This window comes from Pseudomonas sp. ACN8, assembly GCF_002303925.1.
Lineage (GTDB): Bacteria > Pseudomonadota > Gammaproteobacteria > Pseudomonadales > Pseudomonadaceae > Aquipseudomonas.
In genome coordinates this window covers 75956-90953 of sequence record NZ_MRCS01000003.1, presented here as the reverse complement: position 1 = coordinate 90953, position 14998 = coordinate 75956, and the positions used below count along the sequence as shown (strand labels likewise).

Below are 14998 nucleotides of genomic sequence, written 5' to 3'. Positions count from 1 at the left end.
TGGGCTGAAGAGATCAGGCCTCTAGCGTTTCCGTCATTGCAATGCCTTTGCGACCCAATTGCTTGACGCCATACATGGACTGATCCGCCGCCTTGAGCAACGTGTCGAGACTCTGGCCGTGAACAGGAAATAGCGAAACCCCGATACTGCACGAGAGCGATCGTTCTCCAGCGGTTGTCATGACTGGCTGCGCGATGGCTTCAAACAACCTCCCCGCCTTTTTTTCAGCACTCTCAGCGCTGGTAATGTCCGTAAGCAGAATGACAAATTCATCCCCGCCATAGCGTGCGACGGTGTCACGCGAGCGAGTTGCCTGAAGCATGCGACTTGCGACTGTTTGAAGCACTTGATCGCCGACTTCATGGCCGCATTCGTCGTTGATTTCCTTGAAGTGATCCAGGTCGATCAACAACACGGCAAACTGTGTCCCATCCATTTTCCAGCTGTCGATGGCCTGCTCAAAACGATCGGCAAAGAGGTAGCGGTTGGGCAATTCTGTGAGTACGTCATGGGTTGCCAGGTACGTTGCTCGTTCGTGCTCGACTTCAGCCCTTTCTATCGCCTTGAAATGCCGAATCAACACAAGCGGCATGAGGACAAGCGCCCCGGCCAACACGGCAAGGATCACCAACGTTTCGGCAGTCAGAACATCCCCAAACCGCAGCTGACGCTCAAACAGCAACGTCATGGGTTGTGAAGCGTTTTTAATGTCGACCCGATCGGTCAGGCGCGGCAGGAAAAGTTGATCCAGGAAACCAGCCTGTTCTGTGTCCGTAGAAAACACGTTGTTTTCTGAACCGGCACCGGTTTTCAGAACAGCGCTGATATGGACGAAAGGATCAACGTTCGCATCGTTCACGGCTTCCAATAACGAGTCCGTTCTGATCAACAGTAAGGACAACATCGTGCTGCCGAAAAAATTGGGGCGCGTGCTCTCTCTTGCGTCCTCGGTTCGACGGACAGACTGCATAAGAATGTAGGCATTACCACCTTCGAACATCGAGAAAACGGGTGATACGACGGGTTTCTGGTGACTACGGGCTCGAGCCAGTGCAGATGAAAGATGCCCAACGGTTTCCAGCCTGACACCATAGATTGAACTGGACTCCGGGAGTGGCGGGTACATGAACAGCACGGGCCAGGTCTCATTGAGATGGACCTGATGCTGGGCGGGTTGCCGAGCGAGGCTCGGGAAATCCTTGAGTGCAAAGTCCGGGCGCCAGGTGCGTCTCAACAGCTCTTCAAATGCAGTCTGCTCGGCAATGGGTACCGCCCTCGCCGCCTCGAGCATGTAAATATGAGGGTACGCGGATAAAACCGCTGCAGCATAACGAACGGCTGCTTCCGTATCGCTCTGGTCGACGGCCTGGAGAAATGCTGAAAAACCCGCCAATACCGCTTCATTGGTATCCAGCTGGTTGCGCACGATGCCAGAGATGTTCTGTACGTATTCTGAAAAACGCGTTTCCCGGCGTTCCGTCTCGGATGTAAGCAGTAGCAGGGTCGAAAAACCAACCAGTCCGACCGCCAAAAGAATGAACCCCACCAGCGAACTGCGTCGCTTGGTAAACATCATTCGGGTTTCTCAATGCGCAGTGCGTGCAGGGTGCCGATGGGAATAAGTAAAGCGAAGGCAAAGGCTATGGTTTTCAAACGAGGTGCAATCCATGCAGAAAAAGGGAAGTCCGAAGTCTTACGCTGCCATTATCTCACTAAACCTCGCGGTAGACGTAGAGCCCACTTGAATCGCACCGATTCTCCATTTTCGTCTAACGTCATTGGATGCAATTGCATGATCCACTTCCTCTGAAAATGGAGTTCGACGATGAAAACAATCGCTTCCTGGCTGACGATTACGCTTTTTGGTCTGGTGCTTGGCGGCTGTGCCGCGGTGGGTGCCGGGAGCGGGGGCGCTGGCGAGATGGAAATTCGCTCGGGGAAAATCGAGCAGATTACACAGACCCAGATGCAGACCAATCACGATAGCGGTGTCGGTGCCATAATGGGCGGTATTGGCGGTCTGGCCCTGGGTAGCCTGATCGGCGGGGGCACCGGCCGGGATGTGGCGATGGTCGCCGGTGCCCTCGCGGGTGCGGCAGGCGGCAACTACGTCGAAAAGAAAAAATATGATCAGCCCGTGGACGCACAGCAGATCATCGTTCGCACCCAGAGCGGCGTACTGGTTCAGGTGACCCAGCCGATCAATCCGGCGCTGAGAAAAGGCATGAACGTGTATGTCGAGGGTGCCGGAAACGAAGCGCGGGTGGTGCCACAAGGCTAGGGGCGGCTACAGGATGTTGCGCAGCGGACAAGTGGCCGTAGTCACTTGCTGCGCAACATCATCATGTCGAGCAAGTTCGGTTGACACTCAATGAGTCATGCACGAACTCATGCCAGTTGCTGGCAACCCTTGGATCTATGTGTCCTGTGGACCTAAACTTTGTGCTCCCTGCCCTCCTCGCCGATTATTGAACGGGTTTCATGACTGAGCATGCCAATTACCATCACGTGCCCGAAGTACCAGGCCTGGTGCTGGGGTCCGCACGTTTTGCGAATGTCGGCTTCGATCGCCATTACCACCTCGACTTCCACATCGGTTTTGTCACCGAAGGCATCCAGCGTCATCGTTCGAAGGGCGAGTCGTTTCTTTTGGGTCCGGGAAATGTTGCCCTGATGCCTCCGGGCGAAATCCACGATGGCGTGTCCGAGGGCGGCGGCGCTTATACGCTCAAGACATTCCGTCTGTCCCAGGCGCTGGTCGCGAGCCTGACCGAGGAGATCAGCGGTCAACCGAAAGAGCTTGAATTGGCCGGTGTGCTGCTCGAAGACACCGGGCTTGTCGGTAACCTGCGGGGGTTTCACGAAGCGATGCAGCAGGTCGTCGGCCCCGGCACCCTTGCGGTGCAGACGCAATGGTTCACCCTGCTTGAACACCTGTTGAACCAGTCACGGGCGATCAGGCCCGAAACGGTGACAGGGACGCTATCGCCGCTGCAATGGTCTCGCGTCAGGGACTATTGTTTCAGCCACATTGATCAGCGAATCACCCTCGATGATCTCGCTGGCCTGTGCGGGCTGGGCCGCTTCCCCTTCCTCAAGCAGTTCAAGCGGACCATCGGCATGACGCCACACGCCTGGCTGCTTCGATTGCGTCTCGAACGGGCCTGTGGCCTGCTGTCTGGCAGCGAGCAACCGATCATCGATGTCGCCCACGCCGTCGGCTTCTACGATCAAAGCCATTTCAACCGTGCCTTTCGGCAGGCATTCGGCGTCGCGCCATCGCGTTACAGGACTTAGTCCGTCGGCCGTCAATTTTTTACAAGCGCAACAACCTTCCCTCTCCATAGGATGCGCCAATCCGGGCGAAACACCTTCGCCTGCGCAGCCGAGAACTGGAAGATGAACGGTGAAACAAACAGACCGCCCGCGCTGGGTTTTTCAAGTGACAACATTGCCGGCGCATCACCGGAGGTGGTACAAGCCCTCGTCAAACACAGCACGGGCCAGGCGAGCCCCTATGGCACCGACGAGTTGACGGCACAGGTCCGGCGCAAGTTCTGCGAGATTTTCGAACGCGACGTGGAGGTCTTTCTCGTGCCCACCGGCACCGCCGCCAACGCCCTGTGCCTGAGCGCGATGACGCCACCCTGGGGCAACATCTACTGCCATCCGGCCAGCCATATCAACAACGATGAATGCGGCGCGCCGGAGTTCTTTTCCAACGGTGCCAAGCTGATGACCGTCGACGGCCCGGCGGCCAAACTGGATATCGTTCGACTGCGCGAGCGCACTCGCGACAAAGTCGGCGACGTGCACACGACTCAACCCGCCTGCGTCAGCATCACCCAGGCCACCGAAGTCGGCAGCATCTACACCCTGGATGAAATCGCAGCCATTGGTGACGTCTGCAAGTCCTCTTCCCTGGGATTGCATATGGATGGGTCGCGTTTTGCCAACGCCCTGGTGTCGCTTGGCTGCTCCCCGGCGGAGATGACATGGAAGGCCGGCGTGGATGCCCTGTCGTTCGGTGCCACCAAGAACGGCGTGCTGGCGGCGGAAGCCATCGTCCTGTTCAACACCTCCCTGGCCGCCGAGATGAGTTATCGGCGCAAGCGCGCAGGCCATCTGTCTTCCAAGATGCGATTTCTGTCGGCGCAGATCGATGCGTACCTGACCGACGATCTCTGGCTGCGCAACGCATGCAAGGCCAACGCTGCCGCCCAGCGCCTGGCGCAAGGGCTTGCTGGCCTGAGCGGCGTTGAGGTGCTCGGCGGTACCGAGGCGAACATCCTGTTCTGTCGGCTGGACTCGGCAATGATCGATGCGCTGCTAAAGGCCGGCTTCGGGTTCTATCACGATCGTTGGGGACCGAACGTCGTTCGCTTTGTCACCTCGTTCGCCACCACCGCCGAGGATGTCGATCACCTGTTGAACCAGGTGAGGCAAGCTATAGATCGGGAACGCGAGTAACACTCGCCACCCAGCACTGGGATTGGTGGGCGTCTCCAGTATCGACGCCCAACTCCAGGAACTACCACTGGCAACCACTTACTTCGCGGTATCGAGAACAAGCCTGCCTCGTAAGTGACGACCCATGCTTTTCTCGATCGCGACTTTCGCCTCGCTCAAGGGGTAAGTCTCTACATTGACCGTGAGGTGTCCCTTATCGAACAGTTCGGCGATGAGCGAAAGCTGCCGGCCATCCGAGCGGGTGGCGAAGTTCACGGGGGTTACGCCGTAGTCATTGGCCAGCGACATGTTTGGGGCACTCACCGGCGATACCAGTACACCGTGCTTTTTCAGTACCGCAAACGAACGGGTTTGTGTTTCGCCACCCACCAGATCCAGTACCACATCGAGGCCGGATGCCAGTTCCTCGAAAGCCTGGGTGGTGTAGTCGATGGTGTAGTCCGCTCCGATTTTCTTCAGGTAGGCATGATGATGTGCCGAGGCCGTTGCGTAGACTTCAGCGCCCAGGTACTTGGCAATCTGCACGGCCATGCTGCCCACGCCACCGGCCGCGGCATGGATCAACACTTTCTGGCGACGTTGCACGCCAGCGTGTTCGATCAGCGCCTGCCAGGCCGTCAGGGCCGTTGCCGGGACAGCGCCAGCCTGCAAGGCACTGAGTGATTTTGGTTTGAACGCCAGTTTGGAAACCTGGGCAACGGCTTTGGTCGCGTAACCGCCGACGATGTTGATGAAGCCGAACACTTCATCGCCGATGTTGAGTTCAGTGACGCCCTTGCCCAGCGCGACCACGGTGCCGGCCACCTCAACGCCCACGGCGGGCGTCGAGGCTGAAGCGACCGGCACCGAAGGCCACGACCTGCAACAGGCCACCGGCCATGGCGATGTTCTTGAAGAAGTGGATGAACTGGTTCTGATCGCCCAGTGCGTTATGGAACGCCAGCGCAGTGAACACGCTGAACACGGCCAGTACGGCGGCGACCGTGCGGGTGCGGTATCCGGCAATCAGTGCCAGGCCACCGCCGATCTCTACAATGATCGCCACCGCCAGTGCCAGTTGAGGAAACGGAAGCCCGACCGAACCGATGTAGCCGACCATCATTGCCGGAGCGGCGAGTTTCGAAAAACCGGAAAGGATGAAGATTGCGCTGAGCAGTACGCGGCCGATCAACGAGGCCGAGGCTTGGGTGACGTCGGAGCGGCTCTGTTCAGACGTGGTTGTTTGAGCGATGTTTGCAGAATTCGTCATGGGGTATTTCCTTCAGTTGGGTGCGATTCAACAGGAACCGCCTTAGTGAGGAAATGTTGCGCTGCATCAGCTAATCTGAATAGCTGACTAATTTAGATCATTAAGTTCGATTTATTAGAAAAGCACACCCGCTCAACCGGTAAGGAGAAATCAATCGTGCAATTTTCCGAGCGACGTCTGGATCAAGGAAACAGGCATGATCTCTGACCCGGGAACACCGACACTGGACCAACTGCGAGTGTTCCTGACGGTCGTGGAAGTCGGCAGTTTCGCGGCGGCCGCCCGAAAACTGCACCGCGCCACTTCGGTTGTCAGCTACTCGATCGCCAACCTGGAAATGCAGCTCGGTGTGTCGCTGTTCGACCGCCAGACAACCCGTAAACCCCAGCTCACCGATGCCGGTCGCACCGTACTGGCCGAAGCCCGGACCATCGCCAACGGGGTTCATGGACTACGTGCCAAAGTGAAGGGCCTGCTTCAGGGGCTCGAAGCCGAAGTGCACGTGGTGCTCGATGTCATGCTGCCCCCCGAGCGTGTGGTCGACGCACTCAAATCCTTTCGCGAAGAGTTTCCGACCGTTGCCCTGCACTTGCACATGGAAGCCCTCGGCGCCGTCACTGAGCGTGTGGTCAACCGTGGTGCGATCATCGGTGTCAGCGGCCCCATGAACGAGGGCATCGACGGTATCGAGAGAATGGGGGTCGGCAGTGTCGAGTTGATTCCCGTGGCGGCCCCGAATCATCCGCTGGCTTCAAACGACGCGAATGTTCCGGGTGCCGGGCGAGAGCACACGCAACTGGTGCTGTCCGATCGCTCGCTTTTGACCAAGGACAAGGATTTCGCCGTGCTCAGCAACCGCACCTGGCGCCTGGCGGACCTTGGCGCCAAACACATGCTGCTGCGTGAAGGCATCGGTTGGGGGAACATGCCAGCCCCGATGGTCCGGGAAGACCTGGAGAGCGGCCGACTCGTTCAGTTGAACATACCGGAATACAAAAGCGGAATTTACCCCTTCGACGTGATCTACCGCACGGATTTGCCGCCGGGGCCGGCTGCGAGGTGGTTGATTGAGCGCTTCGGTCAACAAAGCTCCGCTCAGGAGACATCCCTTTGAACCTGGAAACAGAATGCCGCTCGAGCCGCCCGCGATGAAAATCGGCGTCATTTCCGACACTCACGGCTTGCTCCGCCCCGAGGCCATTGCCGCCCTGCAAGGCTGTGATCGCATCCTTCACGCGGGCGACATCGGCAGCGCGATGATCCTCGAACAATTGGCCGCAATCGCGCCGGTGGATGCGGTGCGTGGCAACAATGACCTGGACGCCACCTGGGCCAGGGAGTTACCCGATTGTCTGCGCCTGGAGCTCAATGGCTGGGCGGTTCTGCTGGTGCATGACATCGCCGACGTGGCGCTCAATCTTGATGACGGGATCAAGCTGGTGATCACCGGTCACTCGCACAAACCCTGCATCGACTGGCGCGGTGAACGGCTGTTCCTGAATCCAGGCAGCGCCGGGCGCCGACGTTTCAAATTGCCTGTCACTCTGGCGGTGCTGGAAGTGGTTGCCCAGTCAATCGAACCGCGGCTGGTGTCGCTGCTCGACTGATTCGCCTTCAACCGTTCGATTCACGACTCGTCGGCAACCACCCTCACTCTGTGGCAGTCGGACGGTCCAAGTTTTTGGCCGCTCGCGGAGCGAACTTCCATCGGCATCAGGGACTGGCCGTACGCATTGTCCAGCAACACCGAACGCGTCTCTTCCCGCGTGAACTGAAACCGTTCTCCCCACTGCCTCATACTGACCACCACAGGAAAGATCTCCCGTCCTTTCTCTGTAAGGACGTATTCCTTGTAGGCACTTCCATCCGACGCAGGTTGAACGTCGAACACACCGACCTCAACCAGCGTCTTCAGGCGTGATGCCAGAATGTTCTTGGCCACCCCCAGGCTTTTCTGAAATTCGCTGAATCGGCGAATGCCGTCGAATGCGTCGCGAATGATCATGAGCGACCAACGATCCCCAATGGCTTCCAGTGTTCGTGCCACCGGGCATTCGCTGTTTTGCGAGGTAGGGTCTACGACCATCGTGTTTACCTTTCGGATAAGGACTGCCAGGTCTGTCACCTGGCCTTGAGCAATGTGGTTGCAATATGAAACCTGATTCGATAACAATGAATCAAGTTGCTAATTGAAACCAGTTTAGCGCCACGGAGGCTCACGTGAAAGCAGATACCGATTCAGCCACCCATCCTTTCGTCGCGCAGGCTTCGGGGCTTTCTGCGCAGCTCACGTTTCTGTTTTCGGTCACCTGCGCGCTCGCCGTCGCCAACGTCTACTTCGCCCAACCCTTGCTCGACTCAATGGCCCGGAGCCTGGATGTTGCCCCATCCATGATCGGGTTTGTGGTGACGGCGACTCAAGCCGGTTACGCGCTGGGTTTGCTGTTCATCGTCCCTCTGGGCGACTTGTTGAACCGTAAAGGGCTGATTCTGACGCAAATGCTGCTGTCTGCGATTGCGCTGGCGGGAGTCGGTGCCGCGCAGCAATGGCTGACCCTGTTGGGCGCCATGATTGCTGTGGGTTTGCTGGCCGTGATGGTTCAAGTGCTGGTGGCCTGCACCGCCGCGCTGGCAACGCCGTCACAACGTGGCCAGGCCGTGGGGACCGTCACCAGCGGCATTGTCCTGGGCATTCTTCTGGCGCGGTTCACCTCCGGGCTGATCGCCGATCTGGCGGGCTGGCGCGCCGTGTATTTCGTTTCTTCGGGATTGATGCTGACCCTCGCGGCGGTGTTCTGGAAAGTCTTGCCTCCCGCAGTGACGCCATGCAGTCGATACACCTACCCTGCACTCATCCGCTCGGTCTTCACGTTGTTCATGACCGAGCCGGTGTTGCGAACCAGAGGGCTGCTGGCCTTGCTGATCTTTGCCGCTTTTTCCGTGCTGTGGACATCCATGGTGCTGCCGTTGAGCGCCCCACCGCTGTCGCTTTCACACACGGTCATCGGCCTGTTCGGCCTGGCTGGCATCGCCGGCGCGCTTGCTGCCAGAAGATCCGGACGCTGGGCCGACCAGGGGCTGGGGCAACGGGTCACCGGCATTTCGCTGGCGATCCTGACGCTGTCCTGGCTGCCTATCGCCTTTGCACCGTCGTCACTGATCGCGCTGGTTGGCGGAGTGGTCTTGCTCGACTTCGCGGTGCAAGCCGTACACGTCACCAACCAGAGCCTGATTTTTGCGGCGCGACCCGACGCCCAAAGTCGCATGGTCGGCGCCTACATGTGCTTTTACTCGGCGGGCAGCGCACTAGGTGCCGCCGCCGCGACCCAGGTGTATGCGTTATGGGGCTGGGTTGCCGTCAGCCTGTTGGGTGCCTTGATCAGTGCAGCGGCCTTCGTGCTGTGGTTTTGTCAGCAACCCCGGGGACCGAGCAGTGAACTGGCCAACAGTGCCTTCAAGGCCATCGGCTTGGCAAAATGATAACCCTGGGCCTGCCCTGCCCCTATTTCACGCAGCAACTCCAGCGTCGCTTGATCCTCGACGCCTTCGGCCACCACACTCAGGTCCAGCGATTCGGCCATCCGTACTATGGCCCGGACGATCGCGCGACTGCGGGGGCTGGTGGTCAGTTCGAAGATGAATGACTTGTCGATTTTCAAGCCGCTGAAACGGTACTGATGCACATAGCTCAAGGATGAAAACCCTGCGCCGAAGTCATCGAGCACCACCGTCATGCCGTTGTCGGCCAGTTGCTGCATGGTCTGGCGGGCAATCGCCGGTTCGGCTACCAGTGCCCCTTCGGTCAGCTCCAGGCAGATTCGCGATGGCGAGACCCGGTGCTGCGCCAACAGTGCCAGCACCTCGGCGGCAAAATCCGGACGCGTCATGCTGTAGCTCGAGCAATTGACGTGCACCGGCGGCCAGTCGGCGTGTTCGGGCTGTGCGAGGATCGTGGCAATGCTGGTGAGCATGTACAGGTCCAGTCGACCGATCAGGCGCAAACCCTCGACATCCGGCAGGAACTCGCCCGGTGCGATCACCCGGCCGCCCGGCTGGTGCCAGCGGATCAGCGCTTCAAGGGCCAACAGTTCGCCGGTTTCGACGCTGACGATCGGCTGGAAATACGGCAGCAGTTCGTCGGTGCGTTTGAGTGCATTGCGCAAGGCCCCTTCTCGCTCGACCTGGTCCGAGACTTCACGGCGCACTTCCTGGTTGAACACCGCGTAGCTGTCGCGTCCGGCACTCTTGACCCGGTACATCGCCGCATCGGCATCGCGCAGCAAGTCGGCGGGTTCGTGATGAAACTGACTGTCGGCGCTGACGATACCGATACTGCAGGACGAAAAAACTTCATGGCCATTGATGAAGAACGGCAGATCGAATGCCACCAGGATCCGTTCGGCGATTTCTATCACCACCTCCAGCGACGCCTCGGGAGCCAGCACCGAAAACTCGTCGCCTCCCAGGCGCGCCAGCATGTCGGTGCCGCGCAGGCAACCGCGCAAACGGTGGGCGGCCTGCATCAACAGCAGATCGCCAAAATGGTGGCCGAGGCTGTCGTTGACCATCTTGAAACGGTCGAGGTCGATGAACATCACCGCCAGGTGCCCGCCTTCTCTGCCGAACCGTGACCAGGCCAGGTTGAGGCGCTGCTGCAGATAGGTGCGATTGGGCAGCCCGGTCAGCGCATCGTGGGAGTTTTCGTGCTGCAACTTGGCATTGGCATGATCGAGTTCGCGGGTGCGGCTCTGCACCCGGGCTTCGAGCTTGAGGTTGGCGACGTGGATCGCTTCGGCGGCCGTGCGTCGCGATAGCGCGGTGTCTATGTGCCGTGACACGAATGTCAGCAGTTCCTGGTCACGCAGGGTATAGCGCACCTGCGAGGTATAGCTCTGCACCGCCAGCACACCACGTACCGCGTCGTCTTCGAACAAGGGTATGCCCAGCCAGGAGAAGGAACGCACGGACTCCTGGGCAATTTCGATTTCACCCTGCGCGGACAATCGCTCAGCTTCACCGACGTCAATCAGGCAAGGGCGGCGCTGACGGATGACGTACTCGGTCAAGCCCCGGCGCCCTCGGCGTGCCGCCGGGCAAGTGGTCTGGCGTTCATCCACGTAATAGGGAAACGTCACTTCGCCGGTCGAGACGTCAAAGAGCGCAATGTAGAAGTTCTGCGCGAACAGCAGATCACCGACGATGCCATGCAGGGTCTGGAACAACTCGGTCATGTCACCCGGCTGGCTCGACAGTTCGGCAATCTGGAACAGCGCGCTTTGCAGATGTTCGGCGCGCTCCCGGTCTGCGACCTCCTGGCGCAATGCGTCGTTGACTGCCGAAAGCTCCAGGGTGCGACGCAACACCGTTTCTTCCAGGTCCTCCCGGTGCAGAATCCGGTCCAGCGCCATGGCCACGTGGCGTGCGACCACCAGGAACAGCGCGCGGTCTTCGGCGCTGTAGATGCGAGAAACGTCGTAGACCTGCATCGCCAGCATGCCAAACACCTCGTCCGAGGCATTTTTCAACGGCGCGCCCATCCAGAACTCGGGACGATCACCCACGCAGTGGAAACGGTTCTCGGCCTGGGCCGCGAGAATACCGGCGGCATCGATCAGCAACGGCTGGCCGGAGGTCAACACCTGGCCCGTCAGCGACAGGCGCGAAGGATCAAGGTATTCGTAGTTTTCGGATTCCAGGGCATCAACGTCGATGATGTCGACGTAATACGGGTAGTCGATCTTGCCAGTGTGCGGGTTATACAACGCGAGATAGAAGTTCTCGGCGTCGATCAGACTGGCCAGCAGCCGGTGAGCCCCCACCAGAAACTCTGACCGGTCACGGGTCGAGCTGGCCAGATAGGTGATTTCATACAGCACACGCTGAGTGATCTGCGCACGGGCCAGGGTATTGGTCTGTAGCTCAATGCCCAGGCGCTGGGCAAGTTCAGCAAGCGCCGGTTCCGCGGCATCGGCGGCTGGCGCGAGCAGCCAACCCAGCTCACTTTCGCCCCTGCCGGTGGGCCAGCGGTGCAGGTTCGAAGCCAGGCAAAAGGCTTCAAACTCATCATTCGCAACGCTTAAAGGCCAATGTACCCGTGGGTCTCCCTGGCCAACCCGATGCAACTGTTCACCGGCGCGGTAAAACGCCCAAGCGGTGGTATGGGCCCAGTTGCGCGCCGAGTCCAGCAGTTGTCCGATCCTGTCGTCGTTGCCGGCGCAAACCCTGCCGACAGTATCCGGCTTCCCTGGGGAGTGAAATGCGGCAACTGCGTCATTGCTCGATTGCCGCGGGGAGCCGGTCAGTGTACGAAAACTCATCAGCGCTCCCTGAGCCAAAACTGCTGAAACTCACTGGCTGATTGCTTGCAATGTGCCATTTGGCTTTCCGTTTAAAGCTTATGGCGGTTTTTTTCAATGATTTTGTTCACTTTAGTGCCAGGTATGAGACGGGCTGCAAATTATTCGCTGTGTTGTCCAGACCTGGCGTCTATCACTCGAAGCTAACGTATCAGTCGTCGTTGTCATCGCGATCACGGTAGCGACGGTGGTCGCGATCATAGTCACGACGATCATAGTCACGGTCATAACCTCGATCATCGTCCCCTCTCTGGTCGTAACCACGTCGATGGTCATGATCGTGATATCGGCCGTACCGTTCTCCGTCATCCCAATGCGGGCCGCAGCCTCCCAACAAGACGGCGCTGGAAATGGCCACGATCAAGATTGCTGCGCGATTCATAAGAACGTCCTAAACGTTGGAAGTATGGAAGGGTCATGGCTATGACCATTCAGTAACCCGATGATTCCTTTGAGAAATACAATCAAGTGATGGTCGCTCTCCCCATCGGGTGCGCGCCGAGGCAACTCAGGCCTGTCATCAATAGCCAAGGGGCTGTCGTCAAATGAAAAGCGCCCCTGATACGGGGGCTATCTAATGGCAGAACTGAAAAGGTCTCTGGCGATGAGTCGACGTAAGCGACGCTGCGCCTGAGTCACGAGTTGCCTGGTACGCCAGGCAGGAGAATAACAATATGAAATTCGTGAAAAGTCTTCTGGCTGCTGTCCCCCTCATGGCGCTGGCCATCGATGCCCAAGCCTATGTATCGAACCAGGAAGCCACCCGGCTGGGCACCAGCCTGACGTGGGTGGGAGCCGAAAAGGCCGGTAATGCCGATGGTTCCATACCGCCCTACAACGGCGGCCTGACCACGGCCCCCTCCAGCTTCAAGACCGGCGACAGCATGCGGCCGGACCCCTTTGCGGGCGAAAAACCGTTGCTGGTGATCAACGGCAGGAACGTCGACGCGTACAAAAGCATGCTGACCGCCACCACGGTGGCATTAGCCAAGCGCTACCCCGACTTTCGCATCGACGTCTACCCGACCCACCGCACGGCATCGCTGCCACAGGCGATACTGGACAACAGCCGCAAAAATGCCACCAATGCCAGGTCCCTCAACGGCGGGATCGCCATCGACAATGTGATGCCCGGGGTGCCTTTCCCGATCCCGCAGTCCGGCGCCGAAGCGATGTGGAATTTCCTGCTGCGCTACCAGGGCGTCAACATCCATTCCAAGTACGACTCCTGGAGCGTCGACACGGCGGGCGTACCGAGCCTGGCGGTCACCGGCGAAGCATTCATCTCCTTCCCGATCTACGAGAACCTGTCGAAGCCGTTCAACAGCTCCGACATCTACTATCAGTTGAAACTGTCCTATACCGGACCTGCGCGCCGAGCCGGCGAGTCGATCATGCTCAAGAACGCCACCAACCCGACGCAGTTCCCTGGCCGCGCCTGGCAGTACATGCCTGCCCAGCGCCGCGTCAAACAGATCTCGATCCTGGCCTACGACACCCCCAACCCCGGTACTGCCCGTGCGCTGGAACTGTACGACTGGACACTGGTGGGCAAGCAGGAAATGATCGTGCCCTACAACACGTACAAACTCACCTACGCCCGCGCCGCCAAGTCGCTGACCACGCCCAACTTCGTTGCCCCGGACTTCGTACGCTGGGAAAAGCACCGGGTCTACGTCGTGGAGGGCAACCTCAAGCCCGGGGCGAAGCACATCTACCAGAAGCGTCGCTTTTACCTGGATGAAGACACTTGGGCCGCGGTGGCCTCCGATCAGTACGACACCCGTGGCCAGCTGTACCGTGGCTCCTTCGCGTTCTTCAGCCAGAGCTACGACCAGCAGGTCCCGGACGCCACCCCTTTCATGACTTACGACCTGTCCAAAGGCACCTACAACATCAACGGCGTGGTGGGCCCGCATGGCGGCATCCGCTACATCGAGCCGCTATCGACGGCGCAGTGGGTGCCTGAGTCCATGGCGGGTGCCGGTATCCGCTAGGTCTGCCGTGATGCAACGCATCGATGATGCATGACCGATACAAGACAAAGCCCCGGGTTCTAAAGAACCAGGGGCTTGAGTTTTCGAGTGGTGCGCGAGCTACAAAGATCAGCTCTCAGCGCAAATGACTGGGGCATGACTGGATTCAGTCGCCAGCTTCAATCGGTCGGCTTTACAAATGTATTTAGGTTTGCTTTTCGGTGCCAGTTTGGCACTGGCCTTTTTGGCCTTTGCCTTGAACAGCTGCTTCAGTTTTTTTTGACGGTTCATGTTGTTCTACTCAGCCAGTAATTTTTGAATGATACCAGCTAAATTTACTGGCCCGATTCAACGTTGGTGTTCCACGATCCTGAGCCAGGGCCAACGAGCCTGATAACTTTTCGCCTTCTGATCGAACAGCTCCGGCTTCGGATTCCTTGGATTGATTCGAAGCAGCCCGCGCTCTATGTCGGCCAGGCCGTTGGGCGCATAGACCTCGCCAGTTTCGATATCCAGGCCTATGCAGGTGCCGGCAACCAGGTAGCGGTCAATCCCGTCTTTTGCCGACTGTAGCCTTGGATAGTCCCCGCCAAAGCGCTGGCCGTACCATAGGTGGACGCGAGCCTGATTCTTGAACTCAATGTTCACGTCGAGGTCGCGGAACAGACGCTGACCTGATTGGATGACCTCATTCTCGGCTTCCCACGACAGGTCATCATCGAAGTAAAAGACGTCGTAATCCTTCACGCCCCACTCCGGCGGGCGCTGTGCCTGATGATTCCAGACGGCCTGGAACAGGCAACCGGCCGTGAGCATGCACTGGTTCAAACCGAGCTCAGGCAAGCGAGCGGAAATTTCTGCGTTTACCGGATTGGCCATTGCGATCCTGAGCAGGCTTTCGGCAGTCAATGTCATCTTCATCCCTTCTGATTGATCTGATCCCTGCG

The 14998-nt window shown here is 58.8% G+C and carries 15 protein-coding genes; 7 read left to right on the top strand and 8 right to left on the bottom strand.

From position 1 onward, the window contains the following. Window positions 1-13 precede the first annotated feature (13 nt). Window positions 14-1573: a sensor domain-containing diguanylate cyclase gene (locus BSF44_RS02625; RefSeq protein ID WP_172435298.1), complete on the bottom strand. Its 1560-nt coding sequence runs from the start codon at window positions 1571-1573 to the stop codon at window positions 14-16. A 252-nt stretch (window positions 1574-1825) separates the two neighbouring features. Between BSF44_RS02625 and BSF44_RS02620 the strand changes: the two genes are divergently transcribed. The 3 genes from BSF44_RS02620 (at window position 1826) to BSF44_RS02610 (ending at window position 4470) form a co-directional block, all read left to right on the top strand. After that, complete coding sequence (locus tag BSF44_RS02620) at window positions 1826-2281, top strand: glycine zipper 2TM domain-containing protein (protein WP_095942137.1); 456 nt, start codon at window positions 1826-1828, stop codon at window positions 2279-2281. A 200-nt stretch (window positions 2282-2481) separates the two neighbouring features. Continuing rightward, complete coding sequence (locus BSF44_RS02615; RefSeq protein ID WP_095942136.1) at window positions 2482-3297, top strand: AraC family transcriptional regulator; 816 nt, start codon at window positions 2482-2484, stop codon at window positions 3295-3297. Window positions 3298-3399: 102 nt separating this feature from the next. Continuing rightward, window positions 3400-4470 carry a low specificity L-threonine aldolase gene (locus tag BSF44_RS02610; RefSeq protein ID WP_095942135.1) on the top strand — a complete coding sequence of 357 codons (1071 nt, stop codon included), beginning with the start codon at window positions 3400-3402 and terminating at the stop codon, window positions 4468-4470. Between the two features lie 78 nt (window positions 4471-4548). On the opposite strand, the gene BSF44_RS02605 is transcribed toward BSF44_RS02610, so the two are convergent. Both BSF44_RS02605 and BSF44_RS02600 read right to left on the bottom strand, forming a co-directional pair. After that, the gene (locus BSF44_RS02605; protein WP_256588945.1) at window positions 4549-5316 is read right to left on the bottom strand and encodes an NADP-dependent oxidoreductase; all 768 of its coding nucleotides are present in this window, start codon (window positions 5314-5316) and stop codon (window positions 4549-4551) included. Then, window positions 5276-5719 (bottom strand): DoxX family protein, encoded by a 444-nt coding sequence (locus tag BSF44_RS02600; RefSeq protein WP_095942134.1) that lies wholly within the window; start codon window positions 5717-5719, stop codon window positions 5276-5278. The genes BSF44_RS02605 and BSF44_RS02600 overlap by 41 nt, the downstream gene beginning before the upstream one ends. 196 nt (window positions 5720-5915) lie before the next feature. Between BSF44_RS02600 and BSF44_RS02595 the strand changes: the two genes are divergently transcribed. Beyond that, window positions 5916-6833 carry a LysR family transcriptional regulator gene (locus BSF44_RS02595; RefSeq protein WP_095942133.1) on the top strand — a complete coding sequence of 306 codons (918 nt, stop codon included), beginning with the start codon at window positions 5916-5918 and terminating at the stop codon, window positions 6831-6833. 34 nt (window positions 6834-6867) lie between these two features. Next, a complete protein-coding gene (locus BSF44_RS02590; protein WP_095942230.1) occupies window positions 6868-7326 on the top strand; it encodes a metallophosphoesterase family protein in 459 nt (152 codons plus the stop codon). Window positions 7327-7346: 20 nt separating this feature from the next. On the opposite strand, the gene BSF44_RS02585 is transcribed toward BSF44_RS02590, so the two are convergent. Next, window positions 7347-7805, bottom strand: a complete 459-nt coding sequence (locus BSF44_RS02585; protein ID WP_095942132.1) for a helix-turn-helix domain-containing protein — start codon at window positions 7803-7805, stop codon at window positions 7347-7349. 134 nt (window positions 7806-7939) lie between these two features. Between BSF44_RS02585 and BSF44_RS02580 the strand changes: the two genes are divergently transcribed. Further along, window positions 7940-9199 carry an MFS transporter gene (locus BSF44_RS02580; RefSeq protein WP_095942131.1) on the top strand — a complete coding sequence of 420 codons (1260 nt, stop codon included), beginning with the start codon at window positions 7940-7942 and terminating at the stop codon, window positions 9197-9199. On the opposite strand, the gene BSF44_RS02575 is transcribed toward BSF44_RS02580, so the two are convergent. Both BSF44_RS02575 and BSF44_RS30595 read right to left on the bottom strand, forming a co-directional pair. Next, window positions 9130-12036, bottom strand: a complete 2907-nt coding sequence (locus BSF44_RS02575) for an EAL domain-containing protein (RefSeq protein ID WP_095942130.1) — start codon at window positions 12034-12036, stop codon at window positions 9130-9132. The two genes, BSF44_RS02580 and BSF44_RS02575, sit on opposite strands and share 70 nt — an antisense overlap. Window positions 12037-12226: 190 nt before the next feature. Next, complete coding sequence (locus tag BSF44_RS30595; protein ID WP_095942129.1) at window positions 12227-12457, bottom strand: hypothetical protein; 231 nt, start codon at window positions 12455-12457, stop codon at window positions 12227-12229. Between the two features lie 292 nt (window positions 12458-12749). Here BSF44_RS30595 and BSF44_RS02565 point away from each other — a divergent pair, with 292 nt between their 5' ends. Next, entirely contained in the window at window positions 12750-14072 is a 1323-nt protein-coding gene (locus tag BSF44_RS02565) for a DUF1329 domain-containing protein (RefSeq protein ID WP_095942128.1), read from the top strand. Window positions 14073-14180: 108 nt separating this feature from the next. Here BSF44_RS02565 and BSF44_RS02560 read toward each other — a convergent pair whose 3' ends face one another. Together BSF44_RS02560 and BSF44_RS02555 are read right to left on the bottom strand one after the other, a co-directional pair. Continuing rightward, window positions 14181-14342, bottom strand: a complete 162-nt coding sequence (locus tag BSF44_RS02560) for a DUF2986 domain-containing protein (RefSeq protein ID WP_095942127.1) — start codon at window positions 14340-14342, stop codon at window positions 14181-14183. A gap of 57 nt (window positions 14343-14399) precedes the next feature. Beyond that, window positions 14400-14966: a nucleotidyltransferase family protein gene (locus BSF44_RS02555; protein ID WP_172435294.1), complete on the bottom strand. Its 567-nt coding sequence runs from the start codon at window positions 14964-14966 to the stop codon at window positions 14400-14402. Window positions 14967-14998 lie beyond the last annotated feature (32 nt).